At 50.6% G+C, this 21,320-nt stretch carries 18 protein-coding genes; 15 read left to right on the top strand and 3 right to left on the bottom strand.

The window, feature by feature from the left end:
* Positions 1-74: 74 nt before the first annotated feature.
* Together ACO0LF_RS10835 and ACO0LF_RS10830 are read left to right on the top strand one after the other, a co-directional pair.
* Entirely contained in the window at positions 75-767 is a 693-nt protein-coding gene (locus ACO0LF_RS10835; RefSeq protein WP_423014103.1) for a hypothetical protein, read from the top strand.
* A gap of 198 nt (positions 768-965) precedes the next feature.
* Positions 966-1,631: a hypothetical protein gene (locus ACO0LF_RS10830; RefSeq protein WP_423014102.1), complete on the top strand. Its 666-nt coding sequence runs from the start codon at positions 966-968 to the stop codon at positions 1,629-1,631.
* A 173-nt stretch (positions 1,632-1,804) separates the two neighbouring features.
* On the opposite strand, the gene ACO0LF_RS10825 is transcribed toward ACO0LF_RS10830, so the two are convergent.
* Together ACO0LF_RS10825 and ffh are read right to left on the bottom strand one after the other, a co-directional pair.
* Positions 1,805-2,212, bottom strand: coding sequence for an SWIB/MDM2 domain-containing protein (locus ACO0LF_RS10825; RefSeq protein ID WP_423001922.1), 408 nt, complete (start codon positions 2,210-2,212; stop codon positions 1,805-1,807).
* A gap of 278 nt (positions 2,213-2,490) precedes the next feature.
* Positions 2,491-3,858: a signal recognition particle protein gene (gene ffh, locus ACO0LF_RS10820; RefSeq protein WP_423001923.1), complete on the bottom strand. Its 1,368-nt coding sequence runs from the start codon at positions 3,856-3,858 to the stop codon at positions 2,491-2,493.
* A 425-nt stretch (positions 3,859-4,283) separates the two neighbouring features.
* Here ffh and ACO0LF_RS10815 point away from each other — a divergent pair, with 425 nt between their 5' ends.
* From ACO0LF_RS10815 to ACO0LF_RS10765, 11 genes are all read left to right on the top strand, one after another.
* Positions 4,284-5,432: an ABC transporter substrate-binding protein gene (locus ACO0LF_RS10815; protein WP_423014101.1), complete on the top strand. Its 1,149-nt coding sequence runs from the start codon at positions 4,284-4,286 to the stop codon at positions 5,430-5,432.
* Between the two features lie 195 nt (positions 5,433-5,627).
* A complete protein-coding gene (locus ACO0LF_RS10810) occupies positions 5,628-6,599 on the top strand; it encodes an ABC transporter substrate-binding protein (RefSeq protein WP_423014100.1) in 972 nt (323 codons plus the stop codon).
* Between the two features lie 93 nt (positions 6,600-6,692).
* Positions 6,693-7,511 (top strand): ABC transporter permease, encoded by an 819-nt coding sequence (locus ACO0LF_RS10805; RefSeq protein ID WP_423014099.1) that lies wholly within the window; start codon positions 6,693-6,695, stop codon positions 7,509-7,511.
* A gap of 1 nt (position 7,512) precedes the next feature.
* Positions 7,513-8,310 (top strand): ABC transporter ATP-binding protein, encoded by a 798-nt coding sequence (locus tag ACO0LF_RS10800; protein ID WP_423014098.1) that lies wholly within the window; start codon positions 7,513-7,515, stop codon positions 8,308-8,310.
* 57 nt (positions 8,311-8,367) lie between these two features.
* Positions 8,368-8,826, top strand: coding sequence for a cache domain-containing protein (locus tag ACO0LF_RS10795; protein ID WP_423014097.1), 459 nt, complete (start codon positions 8,368-8,370; stop codon positions 8,824-8,826).
* 78 nt (positions 8,827-8,904) lie between these two features.
* A complete protein-coding gene (locus ACO0LF_RS10790; protein ID WP_423014096.1) occupies positions 8,905-10,692 on the top strand; it encodes a sensor histidine kinase in 1,788 nt (595 codons plus the stop codon).
* A 20-nt stretch (positions 10,693-10,712) separates the two neighbouring features.
* Positions 10,713-12,071 (top strand): sigma-54-dependent transcriptional regulator, encoded by a 1,359-nt coding sequence (locus ACO0LF_RS10785; RefSeq protein ID WP_423014095.1) that lies wholly within the window; start codon positions 10,713-10,715, stop codon positions 12,069-12,071.
* Positions 12,072-12,139: 68 nt separating this feature from the next.
* Positions 12,140-12,949 (top strand): cytochrome C assembly family protein, encoded by an 810-nt coding sequence (locus ACO0LF_RS10780; RefSeq protein WP_423014094.1) that lies wholly within the window; start codon positions 12,140-12,142, stop codon positions 12,947-12,949.
* The gene (locus ACO0LF_RS10775; RefSeq protein ID WP_423014093.1) at positions 12,946-13,194 is read left to right on the top strand and encodes a PP0621 family protein; all 249 of its coding nucleotides are present in this window, start codon (positions 12,946-12,948) and stop codon (positions 13,192-13,194) included. Before ACO0LF_RS10780 ends, ACO0LF_RS10775 begins: the two co-directional genes overlap by 4 nt.
* Before the next feature lie 24 nt (positions 13,195-13,218).
* On the top strand, positions 13,219-14,982 hold the full coding sequence (locus tag ACO0LF_RS10770) for a sensor histidine kinase (protein ID WP_423014092.1): 1,764 nt from the start codon (positions 13,219-13,221) through the stop codon (positions 14,980-14,982).
* Entirely contained in the window at positions 14,979-16,439 is a 1,461-nt protein-coding gene (locus tag ACO0LF_RS10765; RefSeq protein ID WP_423014091.1) for a sigma-54-dependent transcriptional regulator, read from the top strand. The genes ACO0LF_RS10770 and ACO0LF_RS10765 overlap by 4 nt, the downstream gene beginning before the upstream one ends.
* A gap of 311 nt (positions 16,440-16,750) precedes the next feature.
* Here the strand turns inward: ACO0LF_RS10765 and ACO0LF_RS10760 are convergent, their stop codons facing one another.
* Complete coding sequence (locus tag ACO0LF_RS10760; RefSeq protein ID WP_423014090.1) at positions 16,751-17,014, bottom strand: hypothetical protein; 264 nt, start codon at positions 17,012-17,014, stop codon at positions 16,751-16,753.
* On the opposite strand from ACO0LF_RS10760, the gene ACO0LF_RS10755 reads away from it, so the two are divergent.
* Together ACO0LF_RS10755 and ACO0LF_RS10750 are read left to right on the top strand one after the other, a co-directional pair.
* Positions 16,989-19,904 carry a ribonucleoside-diphosphate reductase subunit alpha gene (locus tag ACO0LF_RS10755; RefSeq protein WP_423014089.1) on the top strand — a complete coding sequence of 972 codons (2,916 nt, stop codon included), beginning with the start codon at positions 16,989-16,991 and terminating at the stop codon, positions 19,902-19,904. The two genes, ACO0LF_RS10760 and ACO0LF_RS10755, sit on opposite strands and share 26 nt — an antisense overlap.
* A gap of 79 nt (positions 19,905-19,983) precedes the next feature.
* Entirely contained in the window at positions 19,984-21,153 is a 1,170-nt protein-coding gene (locus ACO0LF_RS10750) for a ribonucleotide-diphosphate reductase subunit beta (RefSeq protein ID WP_423014088.1), read from the top strand.
* Positions 21,154-21,320: the final 167 nt, after the last annotated feature.

Here is a 21,320-nt window from a genome sequence, read left to right as displayed (position 1 = left end):
GGATACTGCGGTCATATTCAATACCGCTATTATTTTTGCTGTTATCGTTTATTTTCAGGAAAAGTCCAGATCCCATGCAGGCACTCTATTATCGCGCAGAGTTTGGCAGCACAGACTGGTTAAGCTTGTTGCGTACACGCTGGCAAATGCTGCTGGCGGTGGTCCTGGTACATCTTTTGTTTATCATGTTGTGGCCTAGTCTAATCCTGCATAAAAGCGAGCATGTGACACCGCTGGCAATGCTGGTGCAAATGCTGGAAGCACCTGCACCGCCGCAAAAAACCGTACCTTCGGAAAAAACGTCAGCGCCTGACAGACCAGCTACAGCGCAGGACAAACGCATAGCCCCTGTCGTCAACACAAAGACAGTGCCTCAGATTGAGCCACCTGCAGCAGATACCGTCAGTGAGCCAGTGGCACCAAGCATACCGTCAGCACGCGAGCAAGCCGGTGAGACGCAACGCGAGGGACAGAGCGATATTCAGCGCGACATCCGCAAGCTAGTCAAGGATGTGGAGCGTGAAATGCCAAATCGCATACTGACTGATATCAAGCCAGAAAAATCATCCATGCTCGCCTTTGAGAAAAATGTCGCTGCCGCAGCACGTCCACGCGGCACCACCATGCAGAATTTTGTCTTGCCAGATGGCACAGCCATAACCAAGGTGACCACATCCCTGGGCTCCTATTGTGTGATAGGTGCCAAGCCAGGGTGGGACATCACCAAGGCACCAGGCATACGTACGGTCAGTTGTGGCAGTTACTGAGCGCATTTGCCGATGGGATCAGGCAGTCTGCATTGCAAGTCTTGAATGATGCTACTTCAGGTACGTCGCCTTGCAGCTTTTTAGCAATCGCTATAAAAAATATGCTTTTTGTTTCAACATATAATGCTGGGAAGAGATGCCCGGCTTGGGCAATACTATCGTTCCCGGGTGAATAGTTCAGATGTAGCAGGGATATCAATGCTGGCACTTTATACTCACAATCACAATGACATGCAGCGGGCAAAATGGCAGATATTGTTTGCCGTCTGCTTATTCCATGCCTGCCTGTATATGTTATGGCCGCAGATCAAGGCCATGAACGAAGACAATAAACTGTTGGCCGGTAGTTTGATTTTCCTGAACCCACCTGACCAGATAAAACCTGCACCACCAACGCCAGCACCGCCAACCACTATCATACTGGCCAGGCCCGCCAAATCCCCTGTCCCTCCATTATCGCCAGCAACTATCGGCAAGCCCGATACAGCACCTGTTGTTGAAAGGCATCCTGTCCCGGTAGTTACAGCGGCAGAGCCCAGCGAAGATGTGTCACGGCAGGCTGGCAAGCCGATTAATCGTGACGTGGGAGCCGCATACAAGAGCCTAGGCAAGGACTTTGAATACCGTGACCGCGTCAGTATCAAAGCGCCCACTGCTCCCATGAGCAAGTTTGGGGCGGCGGTCATGTCATCCTCAACGGTCATGCGGGAAAGCTATAAGCATGAAGTGCATATCCTGGGGGATGGGCGTCCGGTATCGAAAGTCATCACACCTTATGGCACCTACTGCATCTTGCATCGCAAGCCAGGGGAGATCATCGGCAATGAGCTGGCAACAGTGCCGGTTACTTGCGATAATTTGTAGTGCTCATATTGATAGCGTTTATTCGTAACGCTTATTCGTAGCGTTTATTCCTAGCGATTATTCGTTAAGCAAAAACAAAAATGCCCGCGCGATGCGGGCATTTTTGTTTGGGATGGGACTAACTGCTTCCCTTTAAGTTTCCCAAAGCAACTACGGAAATCTATTCCTAAAAATCAGGACAGATGGCCGGAAATGAGTTTAGTCATTTCAAACATGGACACTTGTTTCTTGCCACCGAAGACGGCTTTCAACTTGTCATCCGCGTTGATGTTGCGTTTGTTTTCTTCATCTTGCAGTTTGTGTTTCTTGATGTATTCCCATACTTTTTTAGTGACTTCAGTACGTGGAATAGCTGCTGTACCGATGACCGCTGCCAGAACTGGAGAGATAGTCATAGGTTTCATGAATGCTGCATTTGGCTTGCGTGCTGCTGCTGGTTTAGCTGCTGCGGCTTTTTTAGGAGCTGCTGCTTTTGCTGCCGGTTTAGCGGCTGCTGCTTTTGGAGCTGCTGCTTTCGCTGCCGGTTTGGCCGCTGGTTTAGCTGCTGGTTTTGCTGCTGGTTTCTTTGGTGCTGTAGCCATAAATAGCCTCCTTCACAAATTTCGTGGACGGAGCTTTGATCGTTTTGAAAAGCTCCTGCATTGCGTCACTTCACGCATCGCTAATAGTGGTGCGGTTTTTACAGGGATGCAAGTGTTTTTTGCGAGATTTTAGTGAAAAAGTGCAGGAATTTGCCTGTCGTTGGATTTAAGCCTAAAAAAATACCGGATTAGCGCCATTTTGGCTGCTATCCGGCATTTTTTCATAGGGAGAAACGCGCAGGCAATGATGGCTGAAAATCAGCCGGATTGAGCGAAACTCAGCGCTTGCCTGGCATCATTCCCTTCATGCTGCGCAGCATCTTCATCATGCCGCCGCCGCGCAATTTCTTCATCATCGATTGCATCTGCTCGAACTGGGCCAGCATGCGATTGACTTCTTGTATTTGTACGCCAGCACCAGCGGCGATGCGACGTTTGCGCGAAGCCTTGATCAATTCCGGCTTGGTTCTTTCCAGTGGCGTCATGGAATTGATCATGCCTTCCATCCGGCGGACTTGCTTTTCAGCCTGGTCCATGTTGGCGCCGCTAGCTGCTTGCTGCATTTGTGCTGGCAACTTGTCCATCAGGCTGGACAGACCACCCATGTTCTTCATCTGCGAAATTTGCATCTTGAAGTCATTCATGTCGAATTTGCCGCCATCCTTGATCTTGTGCGCCAGATCCTGTGCCGCGGCGACATCCATGCCTTTTTGTGCCGACTCAACCAGGGCCAGGATATCACCCATGCCCAGAATACGATTGGCCATGCGGGTTGCATCGAAAGATTCCAGGCCATCAAGTTTCTCTGCCACACCGACAAACTTGATCGGTTTGCCAGTCACATGTCGTACTGACAGGGCGGCACCACCACGCGCATCACCATCGAGCTTGGTCAGCACCACGCCAGTCAAAGGCAGGGCATCATTAAAGGCCTTGGCGGTGTTGACCGCATCCTGACCCAGCATGGCATCGACCACGAACAAGGTTTCTATAGGCTTGATGGCAGCGTGGACAGCTGCAATCTCTTGCATCATCGCTTCATCTATACCCAGGCGACCGGCAGTATCGACGATCAGCACATCGTGATAATGTTTTTTGGCGTAATCCAGCGCTGCCAGGGCAATATCCACCGGCTTTTCGGTCGGTGAAGAGAGAAAGAAATCAGCGCCTACCTGTTGCGTCACTGTCTGCAACTGGCCGATCGCGGCCGGACGATAGACGTCGGTAGAAACGGTTAAAACCTTTTTCTTTTTTTGCTCTTTCAGATATTTTGCCAGCTTACCTACCGTCGTGGTTTTACCTGCACCCTGCAAACCTGCCATCAAAATAATCGCTGGCGGCTGGCAGTTAAAACTCAGTTGTGAAGCATCTTCACCAAGGTCGGCACCCATCAGGGCGGCCAGTTCTTTTTGTACCACGCCCACCAGAGCCTGGCCTGGTGTCAGGGAAGAAATGACTTCTTCCCCCATGGCTTTTTCTTTGACGCGGGCGATCAGTTCACGCACTGCGGGCAGGGCAACGTCAGCCTCCAGCAAGGCCATGCGCACTTCGCGCAACATTTCTGCAGTATTGGATTCCGTCAGGCGGGCTTCGCCGCGCATGGTCTTGACGACTTTGGCTAGGCGCTGGGTAAGGTTATCGAGCATGTTTGCTTAGGAAATCTTAAGAAAAAATCAATAGGGCGGTGCTCACGGCTGACTGTAACAAGCAGCAGTAGCAGCTCAGTAACAACTCAGTAGCAACGAAAGCAGGCATTTTACCTGAAGCCGCATGGAGGCTCAGGCATTTCGCAGATTGAGCACCATAGATACGTCCATATTTCTGGAAAACCAGAATTATTTTTAATATCCGTGCGGATTTTCAGACATGCGAGGGATATTACGGATATATTTTGCTTAAAAAATCAGCTAAAACCAGTGTATCAGCCTTCATTCATGCTTGGTATGAAGTCTGCTAATAAGAGTGCTATCCCAGAGCTTGTTACAAAGTTAAGATGACGCGGTCATGCGCCATGTCGGCCTTATTTTGTCACGGATTCTCAAAATAGACGCTCAATAATCTGGAGACAATCATGAGTCGACTTCAACGTGCCTGGCGCTTGCCACGCATACTCAGCCTGTGCACCCTGCTTACTTTGTCTGGCCATAGCCAGGCAGAAGAAGGTGTCACTGACAATAGTATATTAATAGGACAAACCGTAGGCCTGACCGGACAGATCGCTGGCCCCGTCAAGGAAATGAATGCCGGAGCCGCAGCTTATTTCAATCAGATCAATAAAAATGGTGGCATCAATGGCCGCAAGATAGAACTGCGCATCCTTGATGATAAATTTGATCCTGCCACAGCCGCCAGCAATGCCGAAGCATTGATCAAGAAAGAGCATGTCTTTGCCTTGTTCCAATGTCGTGGCACGCCACATACCCAGGCCATCTTGCCCATACTGCTGGCAAACAAAGTGCCACTGGTTGCACCTAGCACAGGTGCTGCGGTATTTCATAGTCCGGTCAATCGTTATATATTTAATGTCAGGGCCAAGTACCAGGATGAAGTCAAAAAAGCAGTCGAGCAATTTTCCACGATAGGCTTGAAAGATATTGCCCTGGTCCACGTCGATGATACTTTTGGCGGCGATGGCCTGGATGGTTTCAACACAGCGATGGGGCACTTCAAATTGAAGCCATCCCTGATCAGCAAATATGACAGGGCAAAACCGGACATCCCCAAGACTGTTGATGAACTCATCAAATCCCCGGCCAAGGCCTTGATCATCATAGGCTCGGCCACCACGGTCGTGGACATTATTCGCGGTTTGCGTGCCAAAGGCAGTACTATACAAATCATGACACTGTCGAATAATTCTTCGCAATCCTTTATCGATTCTCTGGGGCCGGTCGCGACGGGCATTATGGTCTCGCAAATCATGCCTGCACCGCACCTGGTATCAAGCACGCTGGGACAGGAATTCAAAACCATGGCCAAGGAAAATGGCGTGCCTACATCTTATGCTGCGATGGAAGGCTTTGTTTCTGCCAAACTTCTGGTCGAAGGCTTGAAACGAGCAGGCAAAGGCTTGACGCGGGATGGCTTGATACGCGCGCTGGAATCCATGCATAAGGTTGATCTGGGTGGCGTCACAGTGACTTATAGCGAGCGCGATCATAGCGGTAGCGAATTTGTCGATTTGACGATGATAGGCCGTGACGGTAAATTTTTACGTTAAGTGTATCTGGGGCCAGCAGGCTGTGCGAAAAAACGGAATGCCTGACAATCAAAATCCGGTTTTTCGCAATACGCTTGTCTCGTTTCAGATAAAAACTTGAATGAAATCAGTTGTTTACTAAAATCCTGATGCTGGCACAATATCTGCTAATCAGTACGCGTAGGGAAAAATCAAATCAAAACCCAGGAGACAAAGATGTTCAAAAAGATTTTGCTTGCCACTATGATCAGCTCAGGATTGTTTGCCAGCGCGACTCAGGCTCAAGAAGTCGTTCGTTTGGGAAATCTGAAATTCGCCCATTACGGCGCGGTATCCTATATCAAGGAAATTGCTCCCAAGTGTGGCATCAAGGTAGAAGAGCGGGTATTTGCCAAAGGTCTGGATGCCATGCAAGCCGTCATCGCTGGTGAGCTTGATGTCGGTGCAGTGTCTTCAGAGGCAGTAATTTCTGCCCGTGCCAGCGGTACACCCATCTATCTGGTAGCCGGTTTTGCCAAGGGCGGTGCCCGTCTGGTCGGGCGTGCAGACCTGGGTATGAAGACAGTCAAGGATTTGAAAGGCAAAAAAGTAGGTGTTACCCGCGGTGGTATCCAGGATATTTTGCTGGCAGCCGAACTGGCGCAAAATGGCCTGACCTATTCTGACCAGCCAGGCAAGGATGTACAAATCATTTACCTCGGTTTCCCGGACTTGAACCAGGCGCTGCTGGGCAAAAATATCGATGCCATCATGCAATCAGAACCTTATTCTTCCCAGGCCATCAACAAGGGCTTTGGCAATGAAATCATCAAACCTTACGACACACCGATAGGTGAACCGGTTCGTACCATGGTCATGACCGAGAAGTTCTACAAAGAACGTCGCCCGGTTGCTGAAAAATTCATGCGCTGCTTTGTCGAAGCGACCAAGACCTTCATCGACAATAAAGAACTGGCTGAGAAATATGTACGCGAAAACATGTTCAAAGGCCAGGTCAGCCACGAAGATTTCGTCAATGCCATAGAAAATTCACCTTATTCTTATGACGTCACGCCAGAGCATATACAAATCACCACTGACCTGATGCAAAAATATGGCGTGGGCAAAATGGCCAAACCGCCAGTCGCCAAGGATTGGGTAAAAACCGATCTGCTGGAACAAGCTAAGAAAAGCCTCAACATAAAATAAGCATCAAATAAGTCTTTAGCTTGAGCAAAGGGTGAGCCTGCTTTTTTAACGCAATTTGCTCACCCGGGCTCTTCAATTCTTGAAGGAAAAATCATGAAATTCAAATGGCGTGAAATGGGCGCGGGGCTGATCGTGCCCGTTATTCTGATTGCGATCTGGCATGCGGTGACCACCATGGGTTGGGTCAATGCCCAGGTCTTGCCTACCCCTTTGGCCGTGGTAAAGAAATGGATAGAGTATGCATCCCCTTATGAAGCCAGGGATGCAGCCACTACCAGCTGGTTGGCCTGGGCTTTTTCTGGCGAGTTAATCCGCGACACCATGGGTAGTATGTACCGCGTGCTGGTCGGCTTTGTGGTCGGTGCGGGTCTGGCTTTGCCGCTAGGTCTGGCCATGGGTTCGAGTCAAAGAATGTATGCATGGATGAATCCCTTAATACAGGTTTTGCGTCCTATACCACCGATTGCCTATATTCCTTTGTCGATACTCTGGTTTGGCCTGGGTAATCCACCAGCCATTTTCCTGATTGCCATCGGTGCATTTTTCCCGGTACTGATGAATACCATCGCCGGTGTACGACATGTTGATGGTATTTATATCCGGGCCGCCCGCAACCTCGGTGCCAGCCAGACCACCATGTTTGTGCGCGTCATGTTGCCAGCGGCTGTGCCTTATATTTTGTCTGGTGTGCGCATTGGTATAGGTACGGCTTTCATTGTGGTTATCGTTTCGGAAATGATCGCTGTCAATAATGGCCTGGGCTTCCGTATCCTGGAAGCACGTGAGTATTTTTGGTCTGACAAAATTATTGCCGGCATGATGAGTATAGGTTTGCTGGGTTTGGCGATAGATCTGGCGATGAATAAACTAAATAATTATTTGCTGCGCTGGCACCGTGGATTGGAGAACTGAAATGAACAATAGTCATATCAAAATTCAAGGCGTGAATAAAATCTTCAAGACCGCCGACAAAGAAGTCGTGGCCTTGCGTGACATCAATCTGGAAATACCTGAAGGCCAGTTTGTCTGCCTGCTCGGCCCATCCGGCTGCGGCAAGTCGACCTTGCTAAATGCTGTTGCCGGTTTTTCTTTACCCACCTCCGGCAATATTATCGCCAATGCTCAGCAGGTCAAAGCACCCGGTCCAGACCGCGGCATGGTGTTCCAGGAGTACGCATTGTTCCCCTGGATGACAGTCGAGCAGAATATTGCTTTTGGCCTGGAAATCAAGGGCATGGCCAGGGCAGAGATACAACAAAGGGTTGCCAGCTTGCTGGGCATGCTGGGTTTGAGTGATTTCAAGGCACGCTTTCCCAAGGATTTATCTGGTGGTATGCGTCAGCGGGTTGCAATTGCCCGTGTATTGGCGCTGGATTCGCCTATCATGTTAATGGATGAACCCTTTGGTGCTCTGGATGCTTTGACGCGTCGCAACTTGCAGGATGAATTGCTGCGCATTTGGGCAGAGCTGAAAAAAACCATTATCTTCGTGACACATAGTATAGAAGAGGCAATCTATCTGGCCGACCGTATCATCGTCATGACTTACCGGCCAGGTACGGTGAAAAAAGATTTGATCGTTGAATTGCCACGCTCGCGTGATCCTTCTGATCCTGGCTTTAATGCCTTGAAGCGTGAGCTGGGACAATTGGTCATGGAAGAGCAGCAAAGACATCACAATGATGAATTGAAGATGGCTGCAGTGGATTAAGTGAAGCAGGCTTGTCGTTGTCTGGATGCGCCCATAAAAAACATAAGGAGAGACATCATGCTGAGATTCGCACGAATTGTAGTAGCGGGATTGGTTTTCTTGTTGGGCGCGTCAAGTCAGGCGCAAACTGCCCATGGCACGGCAAACGAGGCCGTTGCCATGGTGCAAAAGGTCATTGCCAGCATCAAATCTGCCGGTAGGGAAAAGACTTTTGCTGATATCAATACTTTGCAAGGGTCTTTCCGTGACCGCGACCTGTATATCACTGTCAATGATATGAACGGCAAAAACCTGGCCCACGGGGCCAATGCCAAGATGCAGGGCAAGGATTTACTGGATTTGAAAGATGCCGACGGCAAGTTGTTTGTGCGTGAACGTTTAGAACTCGCCAAAGCCAAGGGCAAAGGCTGGCAGGATTATAAATTCGTTAATCCTGTCTCTAAACAGATAGAACAAAAATCCATGTATTTTGAAAAGTATGAAGATATTATTATCAACTGCGGTATTTATAAATAAACGCCTGTGAGCTTGCCGCAGACTGACTATCCCCATAAGCGGCATAAGCGGCGCCTGTTTTTGGTGGGCATCGCGGTAGTGAGCATCGTGTTGGTGATAGCAGCCTATTTTGCCGCCGCTGCGATTGCCAGAGATAATAACCGCCAGGCAGGTGAGCGTCAGTTGCAAATCATCGCTCTCGATATAGAGTCTGTACTTGAGCGTTATGAAACCCTGCCTTTCGCCATTTCTTATTTGCCGCTGACTGCTGAAGTGCTGGCTCACAGGCAGGACGGCAGTCAAACCCAGGCCCTCAACCTGAGCTTGCAAGAATTGGCTGAACAAGCCAAGGTTGCCGCTATTTATCTCATGGACATGCAGGGTAATACCATTGCTGCCAGCAACTGGAATACCGCACAAAGTTATCTGGGCCAGAATTTCGCCTTTCGCCCCTATTTTTCTGAGGCCTTGAAGCAAGCCAGGCCTGGTCATTTTTATGCGATAGGCAATACCACCAGCATCCCGGGTTATTTTATTTCCCAACCGGTCTACCCACCAGGCAGCAAGCGTGGCACGCTGGCACCCATAGGCGTGATCGCGGTCAAGATCAGCCTGGATGAGTTTGAGCAAGCCTGGCGCAGCAGTGAAGAACCCATCGCACTGAGCGACAAGCATGGCGTGGTCTTCTTGAGTAACCGGCCTGCCTGGAAATATCATAGCCTGCAGACACTGTCCACAGCCGTGCAGCAAAACCTGACTGCGACTTTACAATATGGCGGCAAAAACATCACTGCGATTGCGCAATTGCCTGAGAAAGAAAAGCAGGGTTATGAAGAGTATTTGCAGAGACCCATAGGTCGCCTGCAATGGCAATTGATGCTATTTCCTGACCAGAGTAAGGTGGTGCGTGCCGGTTTACAAGCGGCCCTGGTGCTGGCTTTGATGCTGGGGATTGCGCTGGCTTTTGCCGCTGTCCTGGACCAGCGTCGCCGCAGGCTGGAAGAAGGGCGACAGGCACAGCTGGCCTTGAAGCAGGCAGCCGATGAACTGGAATTGCATATTGCAGAACGCACGCGGCAACTGACACTGGCGAACACAGAACTGGAAGCCAGGTATCTGACCTTGCAAGAGACCGAGACCTTGCTCAGATCAACCCAGAATGAAATGGTGCAGGCGGGCAAGCTGGCCATGCTGGGGCAAATGGCGACGGGCATCACCCATGAATTGAACCAGCCGCTGACTGCCATACGCGCCTTTGCCGAGAATGCCATTACCTTCATGAATCGTGGCAAGGCTGAGCAGGCTATGGCTAATCTTGAACACATCAGCCATGCCAGCGCACGTATGGGTAGTATCATTGCCCAGCTCAAAGGCTTCGCCAGGAAAAGCCCGAATGCGATCGCCGAGGTCGATGTGCAAATGGCAATTCAGTCTGCCGTCAGTTTGTTGCGCAGTGAAACCGACAGGCGTGGTGCGCGTTTGCAAGTCCATATTGATGAAGCGGCCAAAGTATTGGGTGACACTGTCAGGATAGAGCAAGTCTTGATCAACCTGATACGCAATGCCCTCGATGCCATCGAGAATAGCCCCAGCAAGGAAGTCGATGTCAGGCTCAGTCATGCGCAAGGCATGGCCAGGATCAGCATTACAGATAGCGGCACCGGCATACCAGAGCACGTGGTCAGGCATTTGTTTGAACCCTTTTTTACCACCAAGGAAATTGGTCATGGCCTGGGCCTGGGATTGGCGATTTCTTCTTCCATCGTGCAAGCCATGAATGGCAGTTTGACTGCCAGTAACCGTGCGCAAGGTGGGGCAGAATTTACAGTCACTATTCCTATGGCTGCCGAACAGGCAAGTTCGCCGCTACTGGCTACTACTATATAGTAAGGAAGTAAGGAAAGACCATGACGGACATGCTGGCATTATTAATAGAGGATGAACAGGCAGTACGCCTGGCAACGACCCAGACGCTGGAGCTGGGTGGTTTCGAGGTGCTGGCTTGTGCGGGGGCCGAAACGGCGGAAGCGCATATCAAGGCTGATTATGCAGGCATTATTGTCACCGACGTGCGCTTGCCCGGCAAGTCTGGCCTGGAAGTACTGGAAAAAGTACGCGCCCTGGATGCAGAGCTGCCGGTCATTATCATCACCGGTCATGGCGATGTCAGCATGGCGGTGGAAGCCATGCGCAATGGCGCCTATGATTTTCTGGAAAAACCTTTCGCTGCCGAGCGTCTGCTTGATGCCTGTTTGCGGGCGCAGGAAAAGCGTCGCCTGGTCATGGAAAACCGCAAGCTCAAATTGTCCTGGTTGAATCATGCGGCAACGCCGGACCTGATAGGGCAAGGCCCACAGATAGAGAAAGTCAGAAAATTTATACAAGGCATAGGCCCTACCCAGGTCGATGTCCTGATTAACGGCGCGACTGGTTCTGGCAAAGAAGTGGTGGCGCGGCAATTGCATCTGGCCAGTGGACGCAAAGGAGAGTTTGTTGCCATCAATTGCGGGGCCTTGCCTGAGTCTGTGTTTGAGAGCGAGATTTTTGGCCACGAGGCTGGTGCCTTCACCAGTGCCCAGAAACGTCGCATAGGCAAACTCGAATACGCGCAAGGCGGCACTGTGTTTCTTGATGAAATTGAAAGTATGCCGCTGAACCTGCAAATCAAATTGCTCAGGGTTTTGCAAGAGCGCAGCCTGGAAAGACTGGGTGGCAATCAATTGATTGCCCTGGATTGCCGCATCATTGCCGCCACCAAGACAGATTTATTGAAACTCAGTGCGCAAGGGCAATTCCGTGAAGACCTGTATTATCGTCTTAGTGTCATCACTATTCATTTGCCCAAGCTGAATGAAAGGCGCGAAGATATTCCCCTGCTGTTGTCATACTTTGTGCAAAGAGCGGCTCTGCGCTATCAAAAAGAAGTGCCGCTCTGGTCGGCTGCCCGAATGCAGCAGTGGATGCAGGCTGACTGGCAGGGTAATGTACGCGAACTGCGTAACTTTGCCGACCAGCTGGTACTGGGCGTGGCTGAGTTTGCTGCTTCCCCCCATCTGCCACATGCTGAGGCGGAACAGCTCAGCGCCAGCAGCTTGCCTGAAAAGCTGGATGTGTATGAAGCCAGCCTGATACAGGCGGCCCTGGAAAAGAGTGTCAATAATGTCGCTGCCGCTGCCGAGTTGCTCGGCATACCCAAAAAGACCCTGTATGACAAAATCAAGAAATATCAAAAATCTTTGTCTTTAATCAATCAAGTGACAGGATAGGATGGTGATGTAAACGCGGCTGTATGGGCATAATCCAAATTTCATGCGACATGGTGTAAACTTGGCCCATGCAAATCTATCTATCCTTTCTTGCCGCTGCCTTATATATATCCAGCATCGTCTTGCCAGCACGCAGGCTGACCCTGGTGAATGTCGTCAGCGCCCTGGCCTGGCTGACCCATGGTGCGGCTTTGTGGCTGACGGTTTTTCCTGAATATGCGATCAGGGTAGGGTTTGCTGTCATGTTGTCGGCAGCCTTATGGGTTTCTGTTTTTGTCTGCTGGCTGGAAAATCGCAATGCGGCTCTTGATGGCCTGCGCTTATTACTCATGCCAAACGCCGCCGTGATGGCAGTGCTGCCCAGTTTCTTTCCCGGCAGCCTGGTTGCGCTGGCAGGTAAAACGGCAATGTTTCCCTGGCATGTGGTGATCGCCATGCTGGCCTATAGCACGCTGACCATTGCGGCCTTCCATGCCGTTGTCATGACAGTGCAGGATAAACATTTACATCAATTGCGTGCTGCGCAAAAAACATTGTGGCTCAATACCCTGATAGACAGGTTGCCCGCATTGTTGACCATGGAGAAAATCCTGTTCCGCTTCGTGCTCTTGGGCTTTGTCTTGCTAACCCTGACAGTCTTGTCGGGGGTGATATTTTCTGAGCAGGTACTGGGTGTTGCCTTCAAATGGGATCACAAGACTTTATTGTCACTCTTATCCTGGCTCTTGTTTGCCATCTTGCTGACAGGGCGTTACTGGCGCGGCTGGCGTGGTAAAACGGTCTTGAGCTTCACGCTCTCCGGTTTTATCACCTTGTTGCTGGCCTATGTAGGTAGTCGCTTTGTCCTGGAAGTCTTATTACACAGGAGCCTGACATGAGGCTATTGTTCTGGCTGGGCCTGGCCTTGCTGGTCATCCTGGCCTTGAAGAAAAAAATCCAGCCTCCAGCAGCATCATCGGGGCATGCTGAGCCTGATGCACCACAGGGGCCGCAGGGGCCACAACAAGGGACAGCAGAATCCATGGTGTGTTGTGCACATTGCCAGATTTATTTGCCGGCATCCGAGGCCGTGCGGCGTGGTGAACAGGTGTATTGCAGTAAAGAACATGCCGAGCTTGCGTGATGCCATGCGCCAAACAGGATACTGATGTCTGATCTTCACACTGTAGTCAACGAACCCTCGCACTCTTTCTGGCGTTCTTTGCAAACCCTGAATGCTTCACGCATCGTGGTTGCGGCCAGTTTGCTGATATTGCTCAGCTTGCGTACCGACAAAGATGTCTGGGCTACCGAGTATCTGTTTGGCCGTGACATAGGCTTGATCTATGTATCGATCGCCATAGGGTTTGTGCTGCTCAAGCAGTTTTATCCGCGCCGTTTCATGTGGCAACTGACGACGCAGATACTGCTGGATATCATTATCATTTCTGTCATCTATCTGGCCAGCGGTGGTTACAAGAGCGGTTTGGGTATTTTGTTTTTGTTTCCATTGGCGGGGGCGGCAATACTGAGTCCGCTGATCTGGTCTTTGTTTTTTTCCTCCCTCGTTGTCTTGTTCTTATTGGGCGAAAGTGTCTATCACTATCTGCAATCGGATGGTGGCGCACCATTATCGCAAGCAGGTTTGTTCGGTGCCGCCTATTTTGCCGTGGTGTCAGTGGTGAATCGCCTGGCACATAATCTGATCAGTCAGGAGCAACTGGCGGCGCAGCGCGGCAATGCCTTGATGATACAGCAGGCGATTAATCAACTGGTCATCTCGGACATGGGTGATGGCATCCTGGTCCTGGATCAGAATGCCTGCATGTTTGAAATCAATCCGGCTGCTGTACGCATGCTGGGAGGGCATCTGACCAAGGAAATGATAGGCGTTGAACTGGCTGACATTACGGCCTTGCGCCCCATCGTTGAAGCTTTGAGTTCTATGCAGGGTCGCCCCAGCTTGCCTGACAGGCGCAAGGAAGAAGAAATTTCTTTTGTCTCCATACGTTGCTATCTGGATGAAGTGCGACCCGAACTGGAAGAATTAGCTGCCGATACAGCGACCAGAGAACGTTTCGAGCGTGAGCGTCCGCATTTTGTCACACATCTGAAGCTGCGCTTCGTTGCCATCAAGGGCGTTAATGTGGGAGGCATCAAGGAGAAGGCGGGGGCTTATACTATCGTTTTCATGCAGGATGTATCGGATATAGAAAACCAGGCTCAGCAACTGAAACTGGCTTCCATGGGACGTTTGACTGCCAGTATCGCGCATGAAGTGCGCAATCCCCTGTCATCGATTTCCTATGCGGCTTCATTGTTGAATGAAGACCTGGGTAACCTGGAGCCGGACAAGAAGCAGGCAACCCGCCTGCTTAAAATTGTTGACGACAATGTTGCACGCCTGAATCAGCTGATAGAAGATATCCTGAAGCTTTCACGCAAGGCGCAGTCGGACGTGCAACCCTACCATGTCATGGATTTGCTGGTCGAAATGGTCAGGGATTTCGTCGAAACCCGGGCGTTGGCCACGGATTTGATCCTGGTTGTAATAGAGCGCAACTTCATGGTGGACTTTGACCCCAGTCATTTGCGCGAAGTTGTGCTGAATCTCTTGTCGAATGCCATACGCTATGCCAGTGGCCAGCCTGCCAGTATCAAGATATTTGCTCTGGTGAACCCTACTGGTCGCCAGGAGTTGCATATACAAGATGATGGTCCCGCCATACCCTATGATGTGCGTTCTCATTTATTTGAGCCTTTTTATACAACATCGCGCATGGGAACAGGACTGGGCTTGTATATGGCAAGGGAACTATGTTTGAATAACCATGCCTTGCTCGATTATGAATATCGGGTTGAAGAAACAGAAGCAGGCAAGGTAGAGCCCAGTGGGCGTTTTGTAATTAATTTCTCTGGATATAGTGCATGAGTATGAATGAAGTTGCTGCCTGTCCCCGTATCCTGGTAGTGGATGATGAAGCACATCTGCGTGAGTTGCTGGAGATTACCCTCATCAAGATGGGCCTGGATGTCGATAGTGCCGAAACCCTGGCGCTGGCGCGTGCTCATCTTGCCAAGCAAAGCTATGCTCTGGTATTGACGGACATGCGTTTGCCCGACGGTTCCGGCATGGAACTGGTGCAGGAAGTTAACGCCCACTTTAAGAATACCCCTATCGCGGTGATCACGGCTTTTGGCAGTGCTGACAATGCCGTGGTGGCCTTAAAGGCCGGTGCCTTTGACTATGTCTCCAAGCCAGTCGCACTCGATCAGTTGCGCAAGCTGGTCAGGTCCGCCTTGCAAACCAATGAAGTTCAGAAAGAACAAGAGTCTGCACCTGAACAAGTGGCTATTCCTGCCAAATCCTTCATGATAGGCCAGTCGCAAGGCATGCAGGAAGTCAGGGAACAGATCAACCGGCTGGCGCGCAGCATGGCACCAGTCATCATTACTGGCGAATCCGGCAGTGGCAAGGAGTTGGCGGCCAGGGAAATCCATACCAGTAGCGCCAGATCCGGCAAGCCTTTTATCGCCGTCAACTGTGGCGCGATTCCTGAAACCTTGATGGAGGCTGAATTCTTTGGCTACCGCAAAGGGGCATTTACCGGCGCAGCCGATGACAGAGAGGGTTTTTTTCAGGCGGCCAGCGGTGGCACACTGATGCTCGATGAAGTTGCCGATTTGCCTTTACCCATGCAAGTCAAGCTCCTGCGTGCCATACAGGAAAGGCGGGTGCGCAAGGTCGGTGCCACGGTGGAAGAAGCGGTGGATGTGCGTATTATTAGTGCCACCCATCAAAACCTGGCCATCTGTGTGGAGGAAGGTCGCTTTCGCCAGGATTTGTATTATCGCCTGAACGTGATTGAATTGCACTTGCCGCCTTTGCGCGAGCGCCTGGAAGATATCATCGTATTATCCCGCAATATTCTGAGAAAACTCACGGGCAATGATATTGATATGTCGGTAGAGGCGATTGATGCCTTGATCAGTTATGACTTCCCCGGCAATGTCAGGGAGCTCGAAAATATCCTGGAACGTGCCATCGCATTTGCCAACGATGGTTGCATAGAAGTGACCGACCTGGCTTTGCGTGGTACCAGGAAATTACTTGACACACCCCTGGCGCAACCCATCCCGACGGAAGTCGTCAGCCACTCAGCCCAGCCAGTGTCAGTGCCAGACCAGCCAGCGGATGTCGAAGTTGATTTGTTTGCTGCGCCTGGTTTGCCCTGCTCATTACCCGACTATCTGGAAAATGTGGAACGTGAAATGATCAAGCGTGCCTTGCATCAAACCCGCAACAATCGTACCCAGGCGGCGGAATTGCTGGGTGTGAGCTTCCGGCAATTGCGCTATCAGATACAAAAATTGAAAATTCAGGAATAAATCATTTGCCTGAATTGCCCTGCGCTAAGCCTGGGTCGGGCATGGCTGCTGTCTGATGTACATCAGACAGCAGAACTCTGCAGTCCACTCTGTGACTCCTCATGACTGACGCCATACTTGACGGCTGTCAAGCCTTGGCTCTTTGCCTGTGCTTGCACGTTAGTGTTCACTCGCGTTTGCGCTAGTGCTGTTCTGGGCTTTGCGAAAGTCAACACCTAATCAAGCTTTTTTCGAAAAAAATAATTCAATTATTTAAATAAAAAGCGGTTGCACATGACCAGATGCGGCACTAGAATTAGGGCAAATAAAAATTAGCGCACTATATGTAGTGGTTTTTCAGATTTGTTTGTTTTCTTGCCTTGCTTCAATTTCCCTTCTTGTTTTGTAATTGTCTGGCGAATGATGTGAACAAAATAAATCGGATATGACAAATTTTTGTCTCGTCCGGCTATCAACAGTATTGCGCGTTTCCCGTTTAACCCCATGACCTGCCAGGTCCTGTATTCATGAATCTGGCTGGCAAAAAATAACACTGCATCCGGAGGATCAATGCACTCTTCTAATGAAATATCCACTTTGTCCAAGCCAGAACTGGGATCAGTTTTGAATGTGGCAGCCACACCTGCTGCCACCAGCCTGAACAGCTATAGCGAATATCGTATTATTCGCCGCAATGGTTCCGTGGTCGGCTTTGAGCCTTCCAAGATCGCCATTGCCATGACCAAGGCTTTTCTGGCGGTCAACGGTGGACATGGTGCAGAATCCGCCAGGGTCCGTGAGCTGGTTGAGCAACTGACAGCCAGCGTGGTTGCCGCCCTGTTGCGCCGCCAGCCTGCCGGTGGCACTTTCCATATAGAAGATGTGCAAGACCAGGTCGAGCTGGCGCTGATGCGCTCAGGCGAACATGATGTCGCCCGTTCTTATGTCTTGTACCGTGCCAAGCGCATGGAAGAACGCCGCCGCATTCATGATGCGCCTGGCCATGTTGAAGCCGCCGCACCGCAATTGCATGTCATCGTCGATGGCCAGCCTCGTCCACTGGATGTGGCAGAAGTGCGCAGGATGATTGCTGCTGCCTGCCTGGGGCTGGATAAGCTGGCTGATCCTGATGCGATTCTGGCCGAGACCCTGAAGAATCTGTACGACGGTGTACCGGTAGAAGAATTATATAAATCCGCTATCCTGGCTGCCCGCGCGCTGATGGAAAAGGAACCGGCTTACAGCCAGGTGACAGCACGTTTGCTCTTGCATACAGTCCGTAAAGAAGTGTTTGGCAAAGAAGTAGCGCAACAGGATGCAGCTGCAGAATATCTGGAATACTTCCCTAAATTCATCAAGAAGGGCATAGAAGCCGACTTGCTCGATGCCAAGCTGGGTCAGTTTGATTTGAAAAAACTGGCGAATGCACTGGTTGCTGACCGCGATCTGCAATTTGGTTATATCGGCCTGCAAACTTTGTATGACCGCTACTTCCTGCATATCCGTGGCACCCGTGTAGAAATGCCACAGGCTTTCTATATGCGTGTAGCGATGGGTCTGTCTTTAAATGAAATTGATCGTGAAACCCGCGCAATAGAATTTTACAATTTGCTGTCCAGCTTTGACTTCATGAGCTCGACACCGACCCTGTTCAATTCCGGCACCCAGCGTTCACAACTGTCCTCTTGCTACCTGACCACGGTTGCCGATGATCTGGATGGTATCTATGAAGCCATCAAGGAAAACGCCTTGCTGGCAAAGTATGCCGGTGGTCTGGGTAATGACTGGACGCCAGTGCGTTCACTCGGCGCACATATCAAAGGCACCAATGGCAAATCCCAGGGGGTTGTGCCTTTCCTCAAAGTCGTCAATGACACGGCAGTGGCCGTCAACCAAGGTGGCAAACGCAAGGGCGCGGTGTGCGCCTACCTGGAAACCTGGCATATGGATATTGAGGAATTCCTCGACCTGCGCAAGAACACTGGCGATGACCGCCGCCGTACTCATGACATGAATACCTCGAACTGGATTCCTGATCTGTTCATGAGGCGCGTCATGGAAAAAGGCGACTGGACTTTGTTCTCTCCTTCCGACGTGCCTGACCTGCATGACAAATACGGCAAAGCTTTCGAGCAAGCCTATGTTGCCTATGAAGCCAGGGCTGCCAGCGGCGAGCTGACTTTATCGAAAAAAATCCCGGCGCTGGACTTGTGGCGCAAGATGCTGTCCATGCTGTTTGAAACTGGCCATCCCTGGATCACCTTCAAAGATCCTTGCAATATCCGTTCACCACAACAGCATGTGGGCGTGGTCCATAGCTCCAACTTGTGTACAGAAATCACCCTGAACACCAACGACAGCGAGATCGCGGTATGTAATCTGGGCTCGGTCAACATGCCTGCCCACATGAAGGACGGCAAGCTCGATCACATTAAATTACAAAAAACTGTGCGAACAGCGATGCGTATGCTGGATAACGTCATCGACATCAACTACTATGCAGTGAAGAAGGCACGTGACTCCAATCTGCGTCATCGTCCTGTTGGTCTGGGTATCATGGGTTTCCAGGATTGCCTGCACATGATGCGCATCCCTTACGCATCGATGGAAGCAGTGCAGTTCGCGGATACTTCCATGGAAGCGGTTTGCTACTACGCTTACCTGTCATCGACAGAATTGGCAGAAGAGCGCGGTCGTTACAGTTCATATACAGGTTCCTTGTGGGATCGTGGCATCCTGCCGCAAGACTCTTTGAAGTTGCTGGCAGAAGAACGCGGTGGTTATCTGGAAGCTGATTTTTCGGAAACCATGGATTGGTATCCGGTGCGTGATCGCATCAAGAAATTCGGTATGCGCAATTCCAATTGCGTGGCGATTGCACCAACTGCAACAATTTCTAACATTATTGGTGTGTCTGCCTGTATCGAGCCGACTTACCAAAACCTGTATGTGAAATCGAATCTGTCTGGTGAATTTACCGAGATCAATGAACATCTGGTACGTGACTTGAAAGACCGCGGCCTGTGGGATGAAGTCATGATCGCCGACCTGAAGTACTTTGACGGCAGCCTGGCACGTATAGATCGCATCCCGGAAGATCTGCGTGCCCTGTATGCAACCGCATTTGAAGTCAGCCCATCCTGGCTGGTGGAGGCGGCTGCGCGTCGTCAAAAATGGATAGATCAGGCGCAGTCTCTGAACATCTATATGGCAGGTGCCTCCGGTAAAAAACTGGATGAAACTTACAAGCTGGCATGGTTGCGTGGTTTGAAAACCACTTACTACCTGCGCACCATAGGCGCTACGCATACTGAAAAATCCACCAGCAAAACCGGTGCATTGAATGCGGTGGCAGTCGACGGTAATAGCGGTGGCTACGCTACCGCAGCAACAGGCATGACGGCAGCAGCGCAAGAGACCGACGGTCCGGCCTGCATGTTGCGTCCTGGTGATGCTGGTTTCGAAGAATGCGAAGCTTGCCAATAAGCGTCAAAAGACTGAGGGGAGAAGCTCTGCTTCTTCCCTCTGAAGAATAAGCTGTTACAAAAAAGTAAGGAAATAAATAATGTTATCTTGGGATGATGAAGTCAAGCCGGCAGCTCCGGCACCACGTCAGGTCACTGGCCAGGATTTGCAGCCTCGCTTGCAGACGCAAGAAGTCGCCCTCAATCCCGCACTGGTCAGCAAACCAGTGACGGTCGCTACAGAAGTCGTGGCACGTCGCGTGAACGCTGCTGACAAACGCATCATCAACGGCACCACAGACGTCAATCAACTGGTGCCTTTCAAATATAAATGGGCCTGGGATAAATACCTGGCAGGTTGCGCCAATCACTGGATGCCGCAAGAGATCAATATGCAGCGTGATATTGAACTCTGGAAAAACCCGAATGGCCTGACTGAAGATGAGCGCCGCCTGGTGAAACGCAATCTGGGTTTCTTCGTGACCGCCGATTCCCTCGCCGCCAACAATATCGTGCTGGGTACTTACCGCCATATCACGGCACCAGAATGCCGTCAGTATCTGTTGCGCCAGGCATTTGAAGAAGCCATCCACACCCATGCCTATCAATACATCGTTGAATCGCTGGGCCTGGACGAAGCTGAAATCTTCAATGCCTACAATGAAGTTGATTCCATCCGCGACAAAGATCAGTTCCTGATTCCTTTCATCGACGTGTTGACCGATCCTGCATTCAAGACTGGTACGACCGAGGCGGATCAGACTTTGCTGAAGTCACTGATCGTCTTTGCCTGCCTGATGGAAGGTCTGTTTTTCTATGTCGGCTTCACACAAATTCTGGCGCTTGGTCGTCAAAATAAAATGATGGGCGCGGCTGAACAATACCAATACATCTTGCGTGATGAATCGATGCACTGCAATTTCGGAATCGATTTGATCAATACAATTAAGATGGAAAACCCGCATTTGTGGACGCCAGCATTTCGCGATGAAATTAAATCGTTGTTTTTGCGTGCTGTGGAGTTGGAATATCGTTACGCAGAGGATACAATGCCGCGTGGAGTGCTCGGTTTGAATGCGCCTATGTTTAAAGGTTATTTACGCTTCATCGCAAATCGCCGCGCACAACAAATCGGTCTCGAGGCGCTATTCCCTCAGGAAGAAAATCCTTTCCCTTGGATGAGTGAAATGATAGACCTGAAAAAAGAGCGCAACTTTTTTGAGACACGTGTAATTGAGTATCAAACTGGCGGAGCCCTCAACTGGGAATAAGCGCTGAATACAGCGATCGCCAAAATCCAGATCAGGGATTTCTGATCAAGTGGTGCGAGCAGGTTGATTGAAGTTTTTAATGTGATGTTGAATTTGGGTTTGCAAGACCCCAGATAGAAAAGGCAGCCACAAGAAATCATCAAATCAGGAAACGCCGCAAGCTATCA

The organism is Undibacterium sp. Di27W (assembly GCF_049340345.1).
Taxonomy (GTDB): Bacteria; Pseudomonadota; Gammaproteobacteria; order Burkholderiales; family Burkholderiaceae_D; genus Undibacterium.
Note: the sequence above shows the minus strand (reverse complement) of the source record. Positions and strands in the feature narration are given on the sequence as shown.